We start from the raw sequence: 20,059 nt of genomic DNA on the forward strand, positions 1-20,059 counted from the left end.
CGGGAGGCGAATTCTACAGCGTTACACGCTGCTGTCAACACCTCTTTTCAACCGCTTTCGACCGAGAGGATCGAATCGTTAATAAGGCGAAAACTCACTGCCTTACCAACTGCTTCTGGCTTCGATGAACTGAAGCGTAACCGCTATCAAAAACTGCGTAACTCGTTGAATCTCAAGGAGTTTTCCGTTTCGACTGCGCCGGAAGTGGGGCGAATTATAGACCTGTAGAATCTGCCGTCAACAGTTATTTTCATAATTCTGTCATATCGGTCAGAAAAGCCCATAAAAGCAAAGGCCGGCCCCAAGGGGCCGGCCTTTATCGCTTCACTCTTACAGGCTAGGGAAGGCGAACTGCGAGGCTTCGTGGCTGGCGCGTTGCGGCCAGCGCTGGGTGATCGCCTTGCGACGGGTATAGAAACGCACACCATCGGGACCGTAGGCATGCAGGTCACCGAACAGTGAACGCTTCCAGCCACCGAAGCTGTGGTAGGCCACAGGTACCGGCAGCGGCACGTTGACGCCCACCATGCCCACTTCGATCTCGTCGCAGAACAGACGTGCCGCTTCACCGTCACGGGTAAAGATGCAGGTACCGTTGCCGTACTCGTGATCGTTGATCAGTTGCATGGCCTCCTCCAGGCTGTTGACCCGGACGATGCACAGCACCGGCCCGAAGATCTCTTCCTTATAGATGCGCATCTGCGGGGTAACGCGGTCGAACAGGCAGCCACCGAGGAAGAAGCCGTCTTCATGACCGGCCACGCTCAGGCCACGACCGTCCACCACCAGTTGCGCACCTGCGGCCACGCCGTCTTCTACATAACCACTGACCTTGTCACGCGCCTGGGCGGTAACCAGCGGCCCCATGTCCAGGCCACAGGAAGTACCGGCACCAATCTTCAGCGCCTTGATCTGTGGCACCAGCTTGGCCACCAGGGCATCGGCCACCTGGTCGCCCACGCACACGGCTACCGAGATCGCCATGCAACGCTCACCACATGAACCGTAGGCCGCGCCCATCAACGCACTGACGGCGTTATCCAGATCGGCATCCGGCATCAGCACCGCGTGGTTCTTCGCCCCGCCCAGAGCCTGAACGCGCTTGCCGCGCTTGGTGCCTTCGGCATAGATGTACTCGGCAATCGGCGTCGAACCGACAAAACTCAGCGCCTTGACTTCCGGTGCCTCGATCAGCGCGTCCACCGCAGTTTTGTCACCGTGAACCACGTTCAGCACGCCCTTGGGCAGGCCGGCTTCATGCAGCAGCTCGGCAATCAGCAGGGTCGAGCTTGGATCACGCTCAGAAGGCTTGAGGATGAAGCAGTTGCCACAGGCGATCGCCAGCGGATACATCCACAGCGGCACCATGGCCGGGAAGTTGAACGGAGTAATGCCGGCCACTACGCCCAGCGGCTGGAAGTCGGACCAGGCGTCGATGTTCGGGCCCACGTTACGGCTGTACTCGCCCTTGAGGATTTCCGGCGCGGCGCAGGCGTATTCCACGTTCTCGATACCGCGCTTCAATTCGCCAGCAGCATCTTCCAGGGTCTTGCCGTGCTCTTCGCTGATCAGCTTGGCAATACGGGCTTCGTTCTGCTCCAGCAATTGCTTGAAGCGGAACATCACCTGGGCGCGCTTGGCCGGTGGCGTATTGCGCCAGGCCGGGAATGCCGACTTGGCCGAGTCGATGGCTTGCTGGATGGTTTCACGGCTGGCCAGCGGCACTTTATGGATCGCCTGACCGGTGGACGGGTTGAATACGTCGGCGCTGCGACCGTTGTCGCTTACCAGCTCACCGTGGATCAGGTGTTGGATCAGACTCATGCGGGGACTCCTGAAAGAGGGAAAGCGCAGGCGCGAAACACTTCGCGCCTGCTTCTATATAAGAAGGATCGAATCAGTCGAGCTTGCTCAGCACTTCGCCAACCGCGTCGAACAGGCGATCGAGGTCCTGCGGCTTGCTGTTGAAGGTTGGGCCGAACTGCAGGGTGTCGCCGCCGAAGCGCACATAGAAGCCGGCTTTCCACAACGCCATGCCAGCCTCGAACGGACGCACGATGGCATCGCCATCACGGGGTGCAATCTGGATCGCGCCAGCCAGGCCGAAGTTACGGATGTCGATCACGTTCTTCGTGCCCTTGATGCCGTGCAGTGCATTCTCGAAATGCGGGGCAACCTCGGCCACGCTCTGGACCAGGTTTTCCTTCTGCAGCAGGTCCAGTGCCGCCAGGCCCGCAGCGCACGCCACCGGATGCGCCGAGTAGGTGTAGCCGTGGGGGAATTCCACTGCGTACTCAGGTGTCGCCTGGTTCATGAAGGTCTGATAGATCTCGGAGCTGGCAATCACCGCGCCCATGGGGATCGCGCCGTTGGTGACCTGCTTGGCCACGCACATCAGATCCGGCGTCACGCCGAAGCTGTCAGCGCCGAACATGGCACCGGTACGGCCGAAGCCGGTGATCACTTCGTCGAACACCAGCAGGATGTTGTGCTGGTCGCAGATTTCCCGCAGGCGCTTGAGGTAACCCTGTGGCGGCACCAGCACACCAGCGGAGCCGGCCAGAGGCTCGACGAAGACCGCGGCAATGTTGGAAGCGTCATGCAGTTCGATCAGTTTCAGCAGCTCATCGGCCAGAGCGATACCGCCCTGCTCCGGCATGCCACGGGAATAAGCGTTGCTGGCCAGCAGGGTATGGGGCAGGTGATCGACATCCATCATCGCCTGGCCGAACAGCTTGCGGTTGCCGTTGACGCCACCGAGGCTGGTGCCGGCGATATTCACCCCGTGGTAGCCACGGGCACGGCCGATCATCTTGGTCTTGGTCGACTGGCCTTTCAGGCGCCAGTAGGCGCGCACCATCTTCACTGCGGTATCGGCGCACTCGGAGCCGGAGTCAGTGAAGAACACGTGGTTCAGGTTGCCCGGGGTCAGGTCGGTGATCTTCTCGGCCAGCTGGAACGACAGCGGGTGGCCGTATTGGAAGCCTGGGGAATAGTCCAGGGTGCCCAACTGCTTGGCGACCGCTTCCTGGATCTCCTTGCGCGAGTGACCGGCACCGCAGGTCCACAGACCGGACAGCGAGTCATAGATCTTGCGGCCCTTGTCGTCCACCAGCCAGCTGCCTTCGGCGCCGACGATCAGGCGCGGGTCGCGCTGGAAGTTGCGGTTGGCGGTGTAGGGCATCCAGTGAGCGTCGAGCTTGAGCTGGCTGGCCAGGGACTGAGGGGCGGTTTCCGGCATGTTCATGAGCAAAACCTCGCAAGGCAATGAAGCGGCGTAGGAATGAAAAGCGTTGTTGCAGCTAAGTTGCCACGGCTATAAAGTCGGTGAAATCCAACTTTAATAACCTTCAGTCTGGCATCTACTAAACTATGAGCAGCCGTCGAGCCGACCCGCTGGCGCAAGTCAGCGACTTTGATATCCGCCTGCTGCGGATCTTTCGCAGCGTGGTGGAGTGCGGTGGTTTCTCCGCCGCGGAAACCGTGCTCGGCATCGGCCGCTCGGCCATCAGCCAGCAGATGAGCGACCTGGAGCAACGGGTCGGCCTGCGCCTGTGCCAGCGCGGGCGCGCCGGGTTCTCCCTGACCGAGGAGGGCCGCGAGGTCTATCAGTCGACCCTGCAACTGCTCAGTGCCCTGGAAAGCTTCCGTACCGAGGTCAACGGCCTGCACCGCCACCTGCGCGGCGAATTGATCATCGGCCTCACCGACAACCTGGTGACCCTGCCCCACATGCGCATCACCCACGCCCTGGCGCAATTGAAGGAGCGTGGCCCGGACGTGCAGATCCAGATCCGCATGATCGCCCCCAACGAAGTTGAGCAAGGGGTGCTCGACGGCCGCCTGCATGTCGGCGTGGTGCCCCAGGCCAGTGCCCTGCCCGGCCTGGAATACCAGCCGCTGTATGACGAGCGCTCGCTGCTGTACTGCGCAGTGGGCCACCCGCTGTTCTATGTGGATGACCGGCAACTGGACGACCAGCGCCTCAACGACCAGGACGCCATCGCCCCGACCTTTCGCCTGCCGGCCGAGATCCAGGCCCACTACCAGGCGCTGAATTGCACCGCCAGCGCATCCGACCGGGAAGGCATGGCCTTCCTGATTCTCACCGGCCGCTACATCGGCTACCTGCCGGACCACTACGCCAGCCTCTGGGTGCAGCAGGGCCGGTTGCGTGCCCTCAAGCCCAAGTCACGCTTCTACGACCTGAGCCTGGCATCGGTCACGCGCAAGGGTCGGCGCCCTCATTTGGTGCTCGAAAGCTTTCTGGAAAGCCTCGCGGCAACCCGCTAGAGCGTCTCCACTCACCAGCAAGGCCCGGTATTCAAAGGCCCGCACCGCAAAACAGAAAAAATAACCTGAGCACCTGGACAGCTTTTTGCAAAGACCTCGGCACCTTGAACCCTAGCCCGAGCTCCACGCCATGCAGCCAGATGCTTCCCGCCCCAGCGAACTGATCTACGGCCTCGACGACCGCCCGCAACCGCTGCCCGCGCTGCTGGCGGCCCTGCAGCATGTGCTGGCCAGCTTTGTCGGCATCATCACCCCACCACTGGTGATTGGTTCGGCCCTGGGCCTTTCGGCGTACCTGCCGTACCTGATCAGCATGGCGCTGATGGTCTCCGGGGTCGGCACCTTTATCCAGGCCCGGCGCCCCTGGGGCATCGGGGCCGGCATGATCTGCCTGCAAGGCACCAGCTTCGCCTTCCTCGGCGCCGTACTGTCGGCGGGGTTCCTGGTCAAGCAACGGGGCGGCAGCCCGGAAGACATCCTGGCGATGATCTTCGGCGTGTGTTTCTTCGGCGCGCTGGTGCAGATCGTCCTTAGCCGCTTTATCGGGCGACTGCGCCGGGTGATCACCCCGTTGGTGACCGGCATCGTCATTACCCTGATCGGCATCAGCCTGATCAAGGTCGGCATCACCGACCTGGGCGGCGGCTTCAATGCCGCGGACTTCGGCGCCCCGGGCAATCTCGGCCTGGGCCTGCTGGTGCTGCTGACCATCATTCTGCTCAACCGCAGCAACACCCCGTGGGTGCGCCTCAGCGCCATCATCATCGGCCTGGCCCTGGGCAGCCTGGCGGCCTGGTTCAGCGGCAAGCTGGTGCCCCAGCCGCTGCCGGACCTGCCGTTGATCAGCCTGCCCCAGCCCTTCAGGTACGGCTTCAGTTTCGACTGGAGCGCCTTTATCCCCGTAGCCCTGATCTACCTGATCAGCACCCTGGAAACCGTGGGAGATCTGACCGCCAACTGCATGCTGGCGCGCCAGCCCATCAGCGGCCCTTCCTATATAAGCCGGCTCAAGGGCGGGGTCCTGGGGGACGGCGTCAGTTGCATGATCGCCGCCACCTTCAGCGCCTTCCCCAACACCACCTTCGCCCAGAACAACGGGGTGATTCAGTTGACCGGTGTGGCCAGCCGCTTCGTCGGCCTGTACATCGGCCTGATCCTGTTCTGCCTGGGCCTGTTCCCGCTGATCGGCGCGCTGCTGCAACAGATCCCCAAGCCGGTACTCGGCGGTGCGACCCTGGTGATGTTTGGCAGCGTCGCCGCAGCCGGGGTACGGATCCTCGCCCAGGCCCCGCTGGACCGGCGCAGCATGCTGATCATCGCCACTTCGTTCGGCGTCGGTCTGGGCATCGCCGCGCAACCGAACCTGCTGCACCTGCTGCCCAAGGTGGTGCAGAACCTGTTCGATTCGGCGATCACCAGCGGCGGCCTCACCGCCTTGCTGATGAGCCTGCTGTTGCCGGAAAGCAAGGGCGCGGCGAATGACGCAAATCCGATTCCGGAAAACGACACCCTGAGGGCCCACTGAGGCTTTTGTAGCGCCAAGGCTTGTCTGATCCACGTGGGTGCGCTATCAACGCACAGGTTGCACCCACAGACTTGCTCGGAAACCTCCATGACCTTTGAAGTCCCCGCCCACAGCGCTCCTCACCCCGGCAAACCCGCCAGCCGCATTCGGCAGAAGAATGAAGAGGCCATCCTCCAGGCCGCCGAGGACGAGTTCGCCCGTCACGGTTTCAAAGGCACCAGCATGAACACCATCGCGCAGAAGGCCGGCCTGCCCAAAGCCAACCTGCACTACTACTTCACCAACAAGCTGGGGCTGTACATCGCGGTGCTGAGCAACATCCTCGAACTCTGGGACAGCACCTTCAACACCCTCACCGCCGAAGATGATCCGGCCGAAGCCCTGACCCGCTACATCCGCGCCAAGATGGAATTCTCCCGCCGCCAGCCGCAAGCCTCGCGGATCTTCGCCATGGAGATCATCAGCGGTGGCGAGTGCCTGAGCGAGTATTTCAGCCAGGACTACCGCGCCTGGTTCCAGGGCCGCGCCGCGGTGTTCCAGGCCTGGATCGACGCCGGCAAGATGGACCCGGTAGACCCGGTGCACCTGATCTTCCTGCTGTGGGGCAGCACCCAGCACTATGCCGATTTCGCCACCCAGATCTGCCGCGTCACCGGGCGCACCCGGCTGACCAAGCAGGACATGGAAGACGCCGGCAACAACCTGATCCGCATCATCCTCAAAGGCTGTGGCCTGACACCTGCACTGAAAGACTGACCCCCATGCCCTTTACCCTGGCCGGCCTTTGCGAATACCGCGAGGAAATTCGCAAAAGCCGCTTCATCACCTTTGCCGCGCCCATCAGCAGCGCGGCCGAGGCCCAAGCCTTCATCCAGCAGTACAGCGACCTCAACGCTTCGCATAACTGCTGGGCGTGGAAACTCGCCGACCAGTACCGCAGCAACGACGACGGTGAACCCGGCGGCACCGCCGGGCGACCGATCCTCGCGGCCATCGAGGCCCAGGACTGCGACCAGGTGGCGGTGCTGGTGATCCGCTGGTACGGCGGCATCCAGCTGGGCACCGGCGGCCTGGCCCGAGCCTATGGCGGCGGCGCCAACAAGTGCCTGCAAGGCGCCGAGCGCATCGCCCTGGTCAACCGCGTACCGCTGCGTTGCGCCTGCAGCTTCAGCGAACTGGCGCTGGTCAAGCTGCGGGTTGCCGAACTGGGTGGGCTGCTGGTCCAGGAAGACTTCACCGCCAACGGCGTGGAGCTGCAACTGGCCCTGGGCGAAGGGCAGATCGAGTCCCTGCAGCAACAGCTGGCGGACCTGAGCCGCGGACGCATCCTCTTGCAGCGCTGAACGCGCCAACTCGGCCCGGAGCACCTTGTGCATAACTCGCCTGAGCCTTGCGCACTTGCCCACATCTACTGTGCACCCGACTGTGGATAAGCTGAGCACATAGCGCTGTAACCCTTCTGCAACGTGGCTTTGCGGGCTTTGTTCATTTTTTGTCCAAAGCGTCCCCAGGAAGCTTTTTTCCACAGCGAAACAGCCACTTAAGCCGGTTTATCGCAGTTCACGGGCAAGCCAGTGGTGCTGATGCCCAAGCGCCGCTCTTGCACACAATTACTGTGGAGCAAGCTGTGGATAACCCGTGCAAGGCTGCTCCAGCCCCTGATTGCGCAGGGTCTGCAGGCAACTGATCATTTTCTGCGCAACGGCCTGGGGACAAAAACAGCGCCTTTTCAAACACCTTGCCCCGAAGTGGTGCCAGGACCCTGGTCCTGTCAGCCAGGCAGGATGCCGCCCGGGAGCGCTTCACCGGCTTTCCTGACCCACTGGCCAGGAAATTGCTTTATCCACAGGCACAACTCCCAGAAGCCGAGCCTGTCATGTCCAATCACCCTGCACCCAGCAGCCAGGCACCACGCCTGCAACTGCGCCGGATCAGCAAACGCTATCCCGGCTGCCTGGCCAACGACGCCATCGACCTGAACATCGCTGCGGGTGAAATCCATGCGTTGCTGGGCGAAAACGGCGCCGGCAAAAGCACCTTGATGAAGATCATCTACGGGGTGGTCCAGGCCGATTCGGGGGAACTGCTCTGGCAAGGACGACGCCAGCTCATCGACAACCCGGCCCAGGCACGCAGCCTGGGGATCGGCATGGTGTTCCAGCATTTCTCGCTGTTCGAAACCCTCAGCGTGGCGCAGAACATTGCCCTGGCCATGGGCGCCGGCACCGGTACGCCGAGCCAGCTGGAAGGCAGAATCCGCGAGGTTTCCCAGCGTTACGGCATGGCCCTCGAACCCCAGCGCCTGGTGCACAGCCTGTCCATCGGCGAACGCCAGCGGGTGGAAATCGTCCGCTGCCTGATGCAGGACATCCGCCTGCTGATTCTCGACGAGCCGACCTCGGTCCTGACCCCGCAGGAGGCCGACGACCTGTTCGTCACCCTGCGCCGGCTAGCCGACGAAGGCTGCAGCATCCTGTTCATCAGCCACAAGCTCGCCGAGGTGCGCGCCCTGTGCCACAGCGCCACGGTGCTGCGCGCGGGCCGGGTGGCCGGGCACTGCAGGCCGGCGCAGTGCTCGGATCGCGAGCTGGCGCGGCTGATGGTGGGGGACGCGGCGGCGATGATCACCGACTACCCGAAAGCCCGCGGCACGAACGACTTTCTGCACCTGGACAACCTCAGCTGGGACAACCCCGATCCTTTCGGCTGCTCACTGAAGAACATCGACCTGCGCCTGCGCAGCGGCGAGATCGTCGGCATCGCCGGAGTCGCCGGCAATGGCCAGGACGAACTGCTGGCCCTGCTCAGCGGTGAACAGCGCCTGCCCCGTGGCGAAGCCGAACGTATCTGTTTCGCCGGCCAGGGCGTGGCACATCTGTATCCCGACGCCCGACGCCAGCGCGGCCTGGCTTTCGTTCCCGCCGAACGCCTGGGCCACGGTGCGGTGCCGGAACTGAGCCTGGAGGACAACGCCCTGCTCAGCGCCTTTCAACAGGGCCTGGTGCGCCACGGGCTGATCCAGCGACGCAAAGTGCGGGAACTGGCCGAGCGCATCATCCAGCGTTTCGGGGTCAAGAGCGCCGGTTCCCAGAGCCCGGCCCGCAGCCTGTCCGGCGGCAACCTGCAGAAATTCATCCTGGGCCGCGAGATTCTCCAGCAGCCTCGCCTGCTGATCGCCGCGCACCCGACCTGGGGCGTGGATGTAGGGGCCGCCGCCACTATCCACCGCGCACTGATCGCCTTGCGCGATGCCGGCGCGGCGATCCTGGTGATCTCCGAAGACCTGGACGAGCTGTTCCAGATCAGCGACCGCCTCGCGGCCCTGTGCGCTGGACGCCTTTCGCCCCTCAAGGCCTGCGCCGACACCTCGCTGGTGGAGGTTGGCGGCTGGATGGCCGGCCACGCCGATTCCCTGCCCTCACCCGCTGCCCTGGCGATTTAACGGAGCTGTCCATGCTGCTTTCACTCGAACCCCGTGGCCGCCAGTCGCGGCTGATGCTCTGGTGCTCGCCACTGCTGGCGGCGCTGCTGACCCTGGGCTGCGGTTCCCTGCTGTTCATGACACTGGGGCATGACCCCTGGCTGACCTTGCACACCCTGCTGATCGCCCCGGTCAGCGACCTGTATGGCGTGTCCGAACTGCTGGTCAAGGCGCTACCTATCCTGCTCTGTGCCCTGGGCCTGGCGGTGGCCTACCAGGCGCGGGTGTGGAACATCGGCGCCGAGGGCCAATTGCTGCTCGGGGCCCTGGTCGGCAGCGCCCTGGCGGTCAATCTCATCGAACTGCAAAGCCGCTGGGCGCTGGTGCTGATCCTGCTTGCCGGAACCCTGGCCGGGGCTGCCTGGGCCGGGCTCACCGCCTGGTTGCGCACCCGCTTCAACGCCAACGAAATCCTCACCAGCATCATGCTCAACTACATTGCCCTGAACCTGTTGCTGTACTGCGTGCATGGCCCGTTGAAAGACCCCGCCGGGTTCAACTTTCCCGAATCGGCGATGTTCGGCGACGCCAGCCGCCTGCCGCTGCTGATGGAAGACGGCCGGGTCCACGCCGGGGTGTACTTCGCCCTGCTGGCCCTGGTGGCGGTCTGGGTGCTGCTGCAGAAAAGCTTTGTCGGCTTCCAGATCAGGGTGCTCGGCCTGGACCAGCGTGCCGCCGGCTTCGTCGGCTTTCGCCAGAAGCGCCTGGTCTGGCTGGCGCTGTTGACCAGCGGTGCGCTGGCAGGGCTGGCTGGGGTCTGCGAAGTCGCCGGCCCCATCGGCCAACTGGTGCCCCAGGTGTCTCCCGGCTACGGCTACGCGGCCATTACCGTGGCTTTTCTCGGCCGCCTGAACCCCATCGGCATTGTGTTTTCCAGCCTGCTGATGGCGTTGCTGTACATCGGTGGCGAGAGCGCGCAGATGAGCCTCAACCTGCCCCAGGCCATCACCCAGCTGTTCCAGGGAATGATGCTGTTCTTCCTCCTGGCCAGCGACGTGCTGATTCTCTATCGCCCGCGCCTGAACCTGCGTTGGATGCGCCGCAACGCCAGCGCCACTGCTACCGCCGGAGCCCTGTGATGGATATCGATCTGCTGAGCAATATTCTCTACGCCATGGTCCGCTGCGGCACCCCCCTGCTGCTGGTGGCCCTGGGGGAACTGATCTGTGAAAAGAGCGGCGTCCTCAACCTGGGGCAGGAAGGCATGATGCTGTTCGGCGCGGTGATAGGTTTTATCGTCGCCCTCAACAGCGGCCATTTGTGGCTCGGGGTGCTGCTGGCGATGGCCGCCGGAATGCTGCTGGCGGCGCTGTTCGCCCTGGTGGCCCTGGTGTTCACCGCCAACCAGGTGGCTACCGGGCTGGCGCTGACGATCTTCGGGGTCGGCCTGTCGAGCTTTGTCGGCGCGGCCTGGGTCGGCAAGCCCCTGGCCGGCTTCGAACCGCTGGCGCTGCCGCTGCTGAGCGAGATCCCGCTGATCGGCCGCATGCTGTTCGCCCAGGATTTGCTGGTGTACCTGTCCTTCACCCTGTTCGCCCTGGTGGCCTGGGTGGTTCTCAAAAGCCGGGTCGGCCTGATCATCCAGGCTGTCGGCGAGAACCCCGACGCCGCCAGCGCCATGGGCCTGCCGGTACTGCGGGTGCGCGCACTCGCGGTGCTGTTCGGCGGCGCCATGGCGGGGCTGGCCGGGGCCTACCTGTCCCTGGCCTACACCCCGATGTGGGCCGAGAACATGAGCGCCGGACGCGGCTGGATCGCCCTGGCGCTGGTGGTGTTCGCCAGCTGGCGGGTGTGGCGGCTGCTACTCGGCGCCTACCTGTTCGGCCTGGCGAGCATCCTGCACCTGGTGGCCCAGGGCCTGGGCCTGGCGATTCCTTCCAACCTGCTGGCGATGCTGCCCTATGCCGCGACCATCCTGGTGCTGGTGCTGTTGTCCCGAGACGCCTTGCGCACCCGCCTGTACGCACCGGTGTCCCTGGGCCAGCCGTGGCAGGCGGGGCACTAAATGACCGCCACGGCCCCCGCAGGCACCGGCTTGCCGGAGAAGTCTTTCACCGGCCACAACTGCGCCACGCACCAGGCAAGCTCGAAAAACAGAATCACCCCGATCAACGCCGTAGCGCCGTGCATCAAGGCATACACCTGCCAGGTGGCAAACAGGATGCGCCCCACTGCGTCATAACGACCAAACGCCTGCTGCGGATCACGAATCCGCAGCACCGACCACACACAGACAATCGAGCCCATCAGGTTGGCCATCAGCAGGTGCATCGGCTCGAACGGCGGCAGGCTCCCCGGCAGGTGCAGGGCCCAGCCCTGCATCAGCCCGTGCAAAGCCATGAAACTCCAGGGGGTGACGAAGGCCAACGTCACCAGCAAGTCGTACCAGCCGCTGGCCCGGACCAATGTTCGATACTGTTCGCTCGTCCACATAAATGCTGCTCCATAGATTCAAGGAGCGCGCAGGCTAAAGCCTCGAGTATGCTCCAGGGTCAAGCCCTTTCAAGGCCCGCACATGCGCATTGGAGAACAGGCCGAAGCCTGGGCGGAATGGCAGCAGTGTCGGCGCTCTGTGGCAGAGTGCCGATACGGTTCAGGCCGTAACCCGGCTGCTGCAAGACAAACTGACCCTGATCGAAACCCGCATCACTGAATTGGGCCACTTGCGCCAGGAGCTGCAACAACGGCTCGGGCAAGCCTGTCCATTGAATCCGTGATCCTCACTTATCAAGGAACCTCATCATGTCCACGGCAAAAACCGCACTGATCATCGGCGCCTCCCGGGGCCTGGGCCTCGGCCTGGTCCAGCGCCTGCTGGAAGACGGCTGGCAGGTCACCGCCACCGTGCGCAACCCGCACAAGGCCGAGGCGCTGCAAGCCCTGGGCAAGGTGCAGATCGAGCAACTGGACATGGACGATCAGCAAGCGGTGATCGCCCTGAGCCAGAAGCTCAAGGACCAGGTGTTCGACCTGCTGTTCGTCAATGCCGGGGTCAAGGGCCCGGACAACCAGCTGCCGGGCCACGCGACCCAGGCCGAAGTCGGCCAGTTGTTCTTCACCAACGCGGTGGCGCCGATCAACCTGGCCCAGCGCTTTGTCGGGCAGATCCGCAAGGACAGCGGCGTGCTGGCGTTCATGAGTTCGGTGCTGGGCAGCGTGACCATGCCCGACGCGCCGGAGCTGGCCCTGTACAAGGCCAGCAAGGCCGCGCTGAACTCCATGACCAACAGCTTCGTGACCCAGTTGGGGCAGAAGCTCACCGTGCTTTCGCTGCACCCGGGCTGGGTGAAGACCGACATGGGCGGCGAAGGCGCCGATATCGATGTGCAGACCAGCACCCGCGGGCTGATCGCCCAGGTCAATGCCTACACCGGCAAGGGCGGTCATCACTTCGTCAACTACAAAGGCGAAACCATCCCCTGGTAAGGCCGCGGCTGCCCCGGGCAGCCCTTGCACAGGCCAGCGAAGGCTCTGGAACGGGGGGCAAAATGCAAGTTTTGTCCCCCGGCAAATCTTTCGCTAGACTGCGCACCTCGCCCCTTGCGGCGACCCTGGATCAGCAGACAGGGCATCACTGAGCTGGCTAACCTGAACCCACTTTCAGAGGAGCCGGCAACCATGCCTGCGACCCGTACCTGGTTAAAAAATCCCCTGGCCATCTTCACCGGCAATGCCCTCGACGCCCGTGGCGGCCTGGTGCTGCAAGACGGCCTGATCGTTGAAGTGCTGGGCCTCGGCCAGCAACCTGCAAGCCCCTGCCAGCAGGTCTTCGATGCCCGCGAGCACGTGCTGCTGCCGGGCCTGATCAACACCCACCATCACTTCTATCAAACCCTGACCCGCGCCTGGGCGCCGGTGGTCAACCAGCCGCTGTTTCCCTGGCTCAAGACCCTGTACCCGGTCTGGGCCCGGCTGACTCCGGAAAAGCTCGCCCTGGCGACCAAAGTGGCACTGGCCGAACTGCTGCTCTCCGGCTGCACCACCGCCGCCGACCATCACTATCTGTTCCCGGACGGCCTGGAAAACGCCATCGACGTGCAAGTCGAAACCGTGCGTGAACTGGGCATGCGCGCCATGCTCACCCGCGGCTCGATGAGCCTTGGCGAAAAGGACGGCGGCCTGCCACCGCAACAGACCGTGCAGGAAGGCCAGGTGATTCTCGACGACAGTCAGCGCCTGATCCAGCAGTACCACGAGCGTGGCGACGGTGCGCAAATCCAGATCGCCCTGGCGCCGTGCTCGCCGTTCTCGGTGACCCCGGAAATCATGTCGGCCAGCGCCGAACTGGCCAACGGGCTCGATGTGCGCCTGCACACTCACCTCGCCGAGACCCTCGACGAAGAAGATTTCTGCCTGCAGCGCTTCGGCCTGCGTACCGTGGATTATCTGGACAGCGTCGGCTGGCTCGGTCCGCGTACCTGGCTGGCCCACGGCATCCACTTCAACCCGGATGAAATTGCCCGCCTGGGCGCCGCCGGCACCGGCATCTGCCATTGTCCGAGTTCGAACATGCGCCTGGCCTCCGGCATCTGCCCCAGTATCGAGCTGACCGATGCGGGTGCGCCGTTTGGCTTGGGCGTGGATGGCTCGGCGTCCAATGATGCGTCGAACATGATCCTCGAAGCGCGTCAGGCGCTGTACATCCAGCGCCTGCGTTACGGCGCCGAAAAGATCACCCCGGAGCGTGTACTGGGCTGGGCGACCCAGGGGTCGGCAAGCCTGTTGGGCCGTACCGACATCGGCGAACTGGCGGTAGGCAAGCAGGCAGACCTGGCGTTGTTCAAGCTCGATGAACTGCGTTTCTCGGGTAGCCATGATCCGGTTTCAGCGCTGCTGTTGTGCGCTGCGGATCGAGCGGACCGGGTCATGATTGGCGGCAAGTGGCGGGTGATTGATGGCCAGGTAGAAGGGCTGGATCTGAAAAACCTGATCGCCGATCACAGCCAGGCGGCCCGGCAACTGATCGCCGGCACCTGATCTTTGGCGCCCACGGCGAGGGAGCGTATCCCTCGCCTGTGCGTTGAACGGTATCAGAGGGAGGAAACATGTTAGTTTGCCGCCCTCATCCGAACCGTTATAGGGACATTACGTGAAACAAAAGCACGGACTGGCGCTCTGCGTCGCGCTGCTGATTTCGGGCTGTGGGAAACAGGAGGTTGCAGGCCCCGCCAGCAAAGTGCTGTCACCTGAAAAAGTTGCAGACATTGCTTCGACCATCAGCCGCAGATACCCGGACCTGTCCCCGCAAGTCCGCGATGCGGTGCTCAACACCGTCGTGCGTTCGATGGACAACATGGTGCTGATTGAAGGTGGCGAATTCCAGATGGGGGATTTCGGCTGGCCCCGTGGCTTCGACCCACAGGCCTTGTGCCAATGGCCCTGTGGCGTGGCCCCGGAAAAAATGGAGCGGATCAGCCTCGAGGTCGATGACGACTTCGTTCATCCGGTCAAATTGAGCAGCTATTACCTGTCCTCGTTGCAAACCACCCTGGGCGATTTCGATCTGTTCTTCCTCGCGCAAGGCAAGCCGCCGTTCGACGCGAAACTGCGCGAACTCGCCGAGATGAAGCACCTTTACCAGGCAAACCTGCCCGCCCCGGCGTCTAAAGAATGGCAAGAAGCCAAGGATTATTGCGGCTGGCTGGCAGAACTCAGCGGCTATCCCGTCGATCTACCCACCGAGGCCCAATGGGAATATGCGGCGCGCAACCGCGGCCAACCGGTGATGTTCGCCACCGACAATGGCAATCTGGATTACGGCCGCAACTTCCCGGCCCCTGACGACAACGAAACCTTCGCCGTGGACAGGTTTGTGCCTAACCCGCTGGGCCTCTACAACCTCACCGGCAATGCCAGTGAATGGGTCAACGACTGGTACGACAAACACTACTACCGCGAATCTCCCGTGGAGAACCCGCAAGGGCCTGAAACAGGCATTTATCGAGCGCAACGGGGCGCCAACAACAAGTTTGCCAACGACCCGACCTTTTCTCCTTCGGCCAGCACCGTCCGCCGTTGGCGTTGGGGCGCACTCGCGGCCTGGAATGCCCCCGGGGTCAGCTTTCGCTGCGCTATCCAGTCGGCGCAACCCCTTTAAAGACCGAGCAGCGACAGCATGATGAAGGTCGCAAACAGCACGAAGTGAGTCATGCCTTCTATGGCATTGGTTTCACCATCGTTGAGGTTGATCGCGCTGACGATCAGGGTGATGAACACCATCACCGTCTGCACCGGGGTCATGGCCATCTGGAAGGGCTGGCCGGTGTACAAGGCCATGGCCTCCATCACCGGCACCGTGAGGATCACCGTCGACAGGGAAGCGCCCAGGGCCACGTTGACCACCGACTGCATGCGGTTGGCCAGGGCGGCGCGCAGGGCGGTCAGGATTTCCGGCGCGGCGGAAATCGCCGCCACCAGGATCGCCGTGATCACCGGCGGTGCGCCCGTGCCTTCCAGGCCCAGGTCCAGGGTCTTGGACATCACCTCGGCCAGGGCGCCGATTACCACCACCCCGAACACCAGGATGCCGATGCTCCAGGCCAGGTTGATGGCATGGGGCTGTTCCTGGGCCTCTTTATTGCGGCGTTTTTCCGGGTAGCTGTAGCTGAAGAAATAGCTGTGCGGCCCGACCTGCATGCGCAGGAACAGGGTATAGAGCACCACCATGGCGCCGATGGTGAAGGCCGAGTAGACCTTCCAGTCGGCCTCGGGGATGAACTCCGGCACCACCATCGACACGCCCATGGCGGTGAGGATCATCACGCTGTAGGTACGCGCCGAGTCGTCGTTGTAGGGCTGCTCGCCATGCTTGATGCCGCCCATCAGTGCGGCCAGGCCGAGGATGCCGTTGATGTCCAGCATCACCGCCGAGTAGATGGTGTCGCGCACCAGGGTCGGCGAGGCTTCGTTGCTCATCATGATCGCCAGGATCACCACTTCCACCAGCACCGCGGCCAGGGTCAGGATCATGGTGCCGTAGGGGTCGCCGACCTTTTCCGCCAGCAGTTCAGCGTGGTGGGCGACGCGCATCGAAGCCATGACGATAAAGCCGATCAGCACCAGCCCGGCGCCCAGGGCGATGCCCTGGCCACTGCCCAGCAACAGGTGTTCAAGCGGATAGGCAGCCACGGCGGCCAGCAGCGCAAGCAGTAGAAACTTTTCTTGCTTGAGGGAATTGAGCATTGCAGTCCTTTGACGGGAATAAAAACGAGTACAGGAGATGACTGAAAGACTGCACCAAGTCACTAACGTTTCGTTACATGTTAGTGCACCAGCCCCAGGCGCCGCGCACCGGGTTGGTTCTTGAACAGCCCTTCGCCGGCAAGCGGCCTCCTGCATTCCAGCCCCGTAGGAGCTGGCTTGCCAGCGAAAAGCGCGCCCCAAAGCCCCCGTAGAAACCGCCTCGCCGGCGCAACGGCCATCTTTGTTGTCCTGTTGGTCAGCTATTTGCATTGCCCTCCAGTGCTTGCCGCCCCAGCCCCCCACAACAAGATGGAGCTCCCATTCATGCATACACGCCCGTTGCACAAGTTGCTCTGCACCCTGGCCGCCGCCATCGGCCTGAGTGCCAGCCTTTCCGCCAGCGCCGCCGATCCGCTGAAGGTCGGTTTCGTCTACATCGGCCCCATAGGCGATCACGGCTGGACCTATCAGCATGAACAGGGGCGCAAGGCCCTGGTGGAAAAATTCGGCGACCAGATCAAGACCAACTACGTGGAGAACGTAGCCGAAGGCGCCGACGCCGAGCGGGTGATCCGCAACATGGCCAAGGACAACTACGACCTGATCTTCACCACCTCCTTCGGCTACATGAACCCCACGCTGAAGGTCGCCAGGCAGTTCCCCAAGGTGACCTTCGAACACGCCACCGGCTACAAGCAGGACAAGAACCTCGGCACCTACCTGGCGCGCACCTACGAGGGCCGCTATGTGGGTGGTTTCCTCGCGGCGAAGATGACCAAGAGCAAGAAGATCGGCTACGTCGCCTCCTTCCCCATTCCGGAGGTGATCCGCGACATCAACGCCATCCAGCTGGCCTTGAACAAATACAACCCGGGCACCGAGATCAAGGTGGTGTGGGTCAACTCCTGGTTCGATCCGGGCAAGGAAGCCGACGCCGCCAATGCCCTGATCGACCAGGGCGCCGACGTGATCTTCCAGCACACCGACAGCCCGGCGCCGATCCAGGCCGCGGAACGGCGTGGCGTGTACGCGGTGGGCTATGCCTCGGACATGGCCCACTTCGGCCCCAAGGCGGTGCTGACCTCCATCGTCAACAACTGGGGCCCGCACTACATCCAGGCCACCCAGGGGGTGATGGACCACAGTTGGAAACCCCAGGACTACTGGGGTGGGCTGAAAGAGGGTACGGTTGAACTGCCCCTCAGCGACCTGCTGCCGGCCCCGGTGAAAACCGAGGCCGAACAGATCATCGCCAGCATCAAGAGCGGCGAGTTCCACCCGTTCACCGGCCCGATCAAGGACCAGGCCGGGGTCGAAAAAATCGCCGCGGGGGTCAGCGCCAGCAATGCCGAACTGGCCTCGATGAACTACTACGTCGAAGGCCTGAAGGCGGACATCCCCAAATAATCTGGCCGTCGCTGTCGGAGCATCCGCCAGCGACGACGGACCGCCAACAGGATGGGAGCACTTTCATGAATCAACTGCCGATCATCGATATCAGCCCGCTGTATCAGGATGAGCAGCAAGGCTGGGACAGTGTCGCCAAGCAGATCGACCGCGCCTGTCGAGAATGGGGCTTCTTCTACATCAAGGGTCACCCGATCAGTGCACAACGCATCGAGCAATTGCTGAGCACGGCCAAGCACTTCTTCGCCCTGCCCAGTGTTGAAAAACTCAAGATCGATATCACCCAGAGCCGTCACCATCGCGGCTACGGCGCCATCGCCACCGAGCAGCTGGACCCAAGCAAGCCCAGCGACCTCAAGGAAACTTTCGACATGGGCCTGCACCTGCCGGCCGAGCACCCGGACGTGCTGGCGGAAAAACCCCTGCGCGGGCCCAACCGCCACCCTGACCTGCCCGGCTGGCAAGCCCTGATGGAGCAGCACTACCAGGACATGCAGGCCCTGGCCCAGACCCTGCTGCGGGCCATGACCCTGGCCCTGGGCATCGAACGTGATTTCTTCGACCGCCGCTTCCAGGACCCGGTGAGCGTGCTGCGGATGATCCACTATCCGCCGCGCCACACCGCCAGCAGCGCAGAGCAGCAAGGCGCCGGCGCCCACACCGACTACGGCTGCATCACCCTGCTCTACCAGGACGCCGCTGGCGGCTTGCAGGTGCGCAACGTCAAGGGCCAGTGGATCGACGCCCCGCCCATCGACGGCAGCTTCGTGGTCAACCTCGGCGACATGATGGCGCGCTGGAGCAACGACCGTTACCTGTCGACCCCGCACCGGGTCATCAGCCCGCTGGGGGTGGACCGCTACTCGATGCCGTTCTTCGCCGAGCCGCACCCGGACACCCGCATCGAATGCCTGCCCGGCTGCCAGGACGCGGAGCACCCGGCCAAGTACCCGGTGACCACCTGCGCCCAATTCCTGCTCTCGCGCTTTGCCGATACCTACGCCTACCGCCGGGAGCTGGAGCAGGCCTGACCGCCCCCCCCGGTCAGGTTTTGCCGAACATTTGCGCCGCCAGATGTAGAATGGCGGCTTTTTCGGGCCCGGTGAAAACCTGGCGAAAGCCGCAAGCCACAGCCAGTTCCCCACAGAAGGGCACGGCCCCGGCAGCGCATCACTCTCGCAGCGCCCGCCTGCACCTGATGAGACGACACCATGTATGACTGGCTGAACGCCTTGCCCAAGGCCGAGTTGCACCTGCACCTGGAAGGTTCCCTGGAACCGGAACTGCTGTTCGCCCTGGCCGAACGCAACAAGATCGCCCTGCCCTGGAGCGACGTCGAGACCCTGCGCAAGGCCTACGCCTTCAACAACCTGCAGGAATTCCTCGACCTGTACTACCAGGGCGCCGACGTGCTGCGCACCTCCCAGGACTTCTACGACCTGACCTGGGCCTACCTGCTGCGCTGCAAAGAACAGAACGTGATCCACACCGAACCCTTCTTCGACCCGCAGACCCACACCGACCGTGGCGTGCCGTTCGAAGTGGTGCTCAACGGCATCGCCAGCGCACTCAAAGATGGCGAGCGGCAACTGGGCATCACCAGCGGCCTGATCCTCAGTTTCCTGCGCCACTTGAGCGAAGAAGAGGCGCAGAAAACCCTCGACCAGGCGCTGCCGTTTCGCGATGCATTCGTCGCCGTGGGCCTGGACAGTTCGGAAATGGGCCACCCGCCGAGCAAGTTCCAGCGGGTATTCGACCGCGCGCGCAGCGAAGGCTTCCTGACCGTCGCCCACGCCGGTGAAGAAGGCCCGCCGGAGTACATCTGGGAAGCCCTGGACCTGTTGAAGATCCAGCGCATCGACCACGGTGTACGTGCCTTCGAAGACGAGCGGCTGATGCAGCGGATCATCGACGAGCAGATCCCGCTGACTGTGTGCCCGCTGTCCAACACCAAGCTCTGCGTGTTCGACCACATGTCCCAGCACAACATCCTGCAAATGCTGGAGCGCGGAGTGAAGGTCACGGTCAACTCCGATGACCCGGCCTACTTCGGCGGCTACGTCACCGAGAACTTCCACGCCCTGCACACCGACCTGGGCATGACCCAGGACCAGGCCCGGCGCCTGGCGCAGAACAGCCTGGATGCACGGCTGGTCAAGCCGTAACGGCCT

The 20,059-nt window shown here is 63.4% G+C and carries 18 protein-coding genes and 1 pseudogene; 15 read left to right on the plus strand and 4 right to left on the minus strand.

Annotation, left to right across the window (positions count from 1 at the left end; translation table 11 throughout):
* Positions 1 to 228: hypothetical protein (locus M2395_RS30165; protein ID WP_405046107.1), on the plus strand; the 228-nt coding region annotated here is incomplete at its 5' end.
* Between the two features lie 102 nt (positions 229 to 330).
* Here M2395_RS30165 and M2395_RS30170 read toward each other — a convergent pair.
* Together M2395_RS30170 and M2395_RS30175 are read right to left on the minus strand one after the other, a co-directional pair.
* Positions 331 to 1,824: a CoA-acylating methylmalonate-semialdehyde dehydrogenase gene (locus tag M2395_RS30170; protein ID WP_011059103.1), complete on the minus strand. Its 1,494-nt coding sequence runs from the start codon at positions 1,822 to 1,824 to the stop codon at positions 331 to 333.
* A gap of 73 nt (positions 1,825 to 1,897) precedes the next feature.
* Entirely contained in the window at positions 1,898 to 3,247 is a 1,350-nt protein-coding gene (locus tag M2395_RS30175; RefSeq protein WP_011059102.1) for an aspartate aminotransferase family protein, read from the minus strand.
* Positions 3,248 to 3,372: 125 nt separating this feature from the next.
* On the opposite strand from M2395_RS30175, the gene M2395_RS30180 reads away from it, so the two are divergent.
* The 7 genes from M2395_RS30180 to M2395_RS30210 all read left to right on the plus strand — a co-directional run bounded on the left by M2395_RS30180 (position 3,373) and on the right by M2395_RS30210 (position 11,304).
* Positions 3,373 to 4,293 carry a LysR family transcriptional regulator gene (locus M2395_RS30180; protein ID WP_011059101.1) on the plus strand — a complete coding sequence of 307 codons (921 nt, stop codon included), beginning with the start codon at positions 3,373 to 3,375 and terminating at the stop codon, positions 4,291 to 4,293.
* A gap of 130 nt (positions 4,294 to 4,423) precedes the next feature.
* On the plus strand, positions 4,424 to 5,818 hold the full coding sequence (locus M2395_RS30185) for a uracil-xanthine permease family protein (protein WP_123431174.1): 1,395 nt from the start codon (positions 4,424 to 4,426) through the stop codon (positions 5,816 to 5,818).
* An 87-nt stretch (positions 5,819 to 5,905) separates the two neighbouring features.
* Entirely contained in the window at positions 5,906 to 6,574 is a 669-nt protein-coding gene (locus M2395_RS30190) for a TetR/AcrR family transcriptional regulator (protein WP_011059099.1), read from the plus strand.
* A gap of 5 nt (positions 6,575 to 6,579) precedes the next feature.
* A complete protein-coding gene (locus M2395_RS30195) occupies positions 6,580 to 7,161 on the plus strand; it encodes a YigZ family protein (RefSeq protein ID WP_077933298.1) in 582 nt (193 codons plus the stop codon).
* A gap of 533 nt (positions 7,162 to 7,694) precedes the next feature.
* On the plus strand, positions 7,695 to 9,260 hold the full coding sequence (locus M2395_RS30200) for an ABC transporter ATP-binding protein (protein WP_123431175.1): 1,566 nt from the start codon (positions 7,695 to 7,697) through the stop codon (positions 9,258 to 9,260).
* 11 nt (positions 9,261 to 9,271) lie between these two features.
* Entirely contained in the window at positions 9,272 to 10,378 is a 1,107-nt protein-coding gene (locus M2395_RS30205) for an ABC transporter permease (RefSeq protein WP_053156213.1), read from the plus strand.
* Positions 10,378 to 11,304, plus strand: a complete 927-nt coding sequence (locus M2395_RS30210; protein ID WP_011059095.1) for an ABC transporter permease — start codon at positions 10,378 to 10,380, stop codon at positions 11,302 to 11,304. The genes M2395_RS30205 and M2395_RS30210 overlap by 1 nt, the downstream gene beginning before the upstream one ends.
* On the opposite strand, the gene M2395_RS30215 is transcribed toward M2395_RS30210, so the two are convergent.
* Entirely contained in the window at positions 11,301 to 11,732 is a 432-nt protein-coding gene (locus tag M2395_RS30215) for a hypothetical protein (RefSeq protein WP_015634034.1), read from the minus strand. The two genes, M2395_RS30210 and M2395_RS30215, sit on opposite strands and share 4 nt — an antisense overlap.
* A gap of 110 nt (positions 11,733 to 11,842) precedes the next feature.
* Between M2395_RS30215 and M2395_RS30220 the strand changes: the two are divergent.
* The 4 genes and pseudogenes from M2395_RS30220 to M2395_RS30235 all read left to right on the plus strand — a co-directional run.
* Positions 11,843 to 12,016 (plus strand): annotated as a pseudogene (locus M2395_RS30220) (MerR family transcriptional regulator); the annotation flags it as partial.
* 25 nt (positions 12,017 to 12,041) lie between these two features.
* Positions 12,042 to 12,725 (plus strand): SDR family oxidoreductase, encoded by a 684-nt coding sequence (locus M2395_RS30225; protein ID WP_015634032.1) that lies wholly within the window; start codon positions 12,042 to 12,044, stop codon positions 12,723 to 12,725.
* Positions 12,726 to 12,917: 192 nt separating this feature from the next.
* Entirely contained in the window at positions 12,918 to 14,276 is a 1,359-nt protein-coding gene (locus M2395_RS30230) for an 8-oxoguanine deaminase (RefSeq protein WP_123431176.1), read from the plus strand.
* Between the two features lie 112 nt (positions 14,277 to 14,388).
* Positions 14,389 to 15,396 (plus strand): SUMF1/EgtB/PvdO family nonheme iron enzyme, encoded by a 1,008-nt coding sequence (locus tag M2395_RS30235; RefSeq protein ID WP_123431177.1) that lies wholly within the window; start codon positions 14,389 to 14,391, stop codon positions 15,394 to 15,396.
* Here the strand turns inward: M2395_RS30235 and M2395_RS30240 are convergent.
* Positions 15,393 to 16,481 carry a calcium:proton antiporter gene (locus tag M2395_RS30240; protein WP_011059091.1) on the minus strand — a complete coding sequence of 363 codons (1,089 nt, stop codon included), beginning with the start codon at positions 16,479 to 16,481 and terminating at the stop codon, positions 15,393 to 15,395. The genes M2395_RS30235 and M2395_RS30240 overlap by 4 nt on opposite strands.
* Before the next feature lie 324 nt (positions 16,482 to 16,805).
* Here M2395_RS30240 and M2395_RS30245 point away from each other — a divergent pair, with 324 nt between their 5' ends.
* From M2395_RS30245 to M2395_RS30255, 3 genes are all read left to right on the plus strand, one after another.
* Positions 16,806 to 17,888: a BMP family ABC transporter substrate-binding protein gene (locus tag M2395_RS30245; RefSeq protein ID WP_077933295.1), complete on the plus strand. Its 1,083-nt coding sequence runs from the start codon at positions 16,806 to 16,808 to the stop codon at positions 17,886 to 17,888.
* Positions 17,889 to 17,953: 65 nt separating this feature from the next.
* Complete coding sequence (locus M2395_RS30250; RefSeq protein ID WP_015634027.1) at positions 17,954 to 18,919, plus strand: 2-oxoglutarate and iron-dependent oxygenase domain-containing protein; 966 nt, start codon at positions 17,954 to 17,956, stop codon at positions 18,917 to 18,919.
* A 180-nt stretch (positions 18,920 to 19,099) separates the two neighbouring features.
* On the plus strand, positions 19,100 to 20,053 hold the full coding sequence (locus M2395_RS30255; RefSeq protein ID WP_123431178.1) for an adenosine deaminase: 954 nt from the start codon (positions 19,100 to 19,102) through the stop codon (positions 20,051 to 20,053).
* Positions 20,054 to 20,059 lie beyond the last annotated feature (6 nt).

The organism is Pseudomonas sp. BIGb0176, from assembly GCF_024810175.1.
Lineage (GTDB): Bacteria > Pseudomonadota > Gammaproteobacteria > Pseudomonadales > Pseudomonadaceae > Aquipseudomonas > Aquipseudomonas protegens.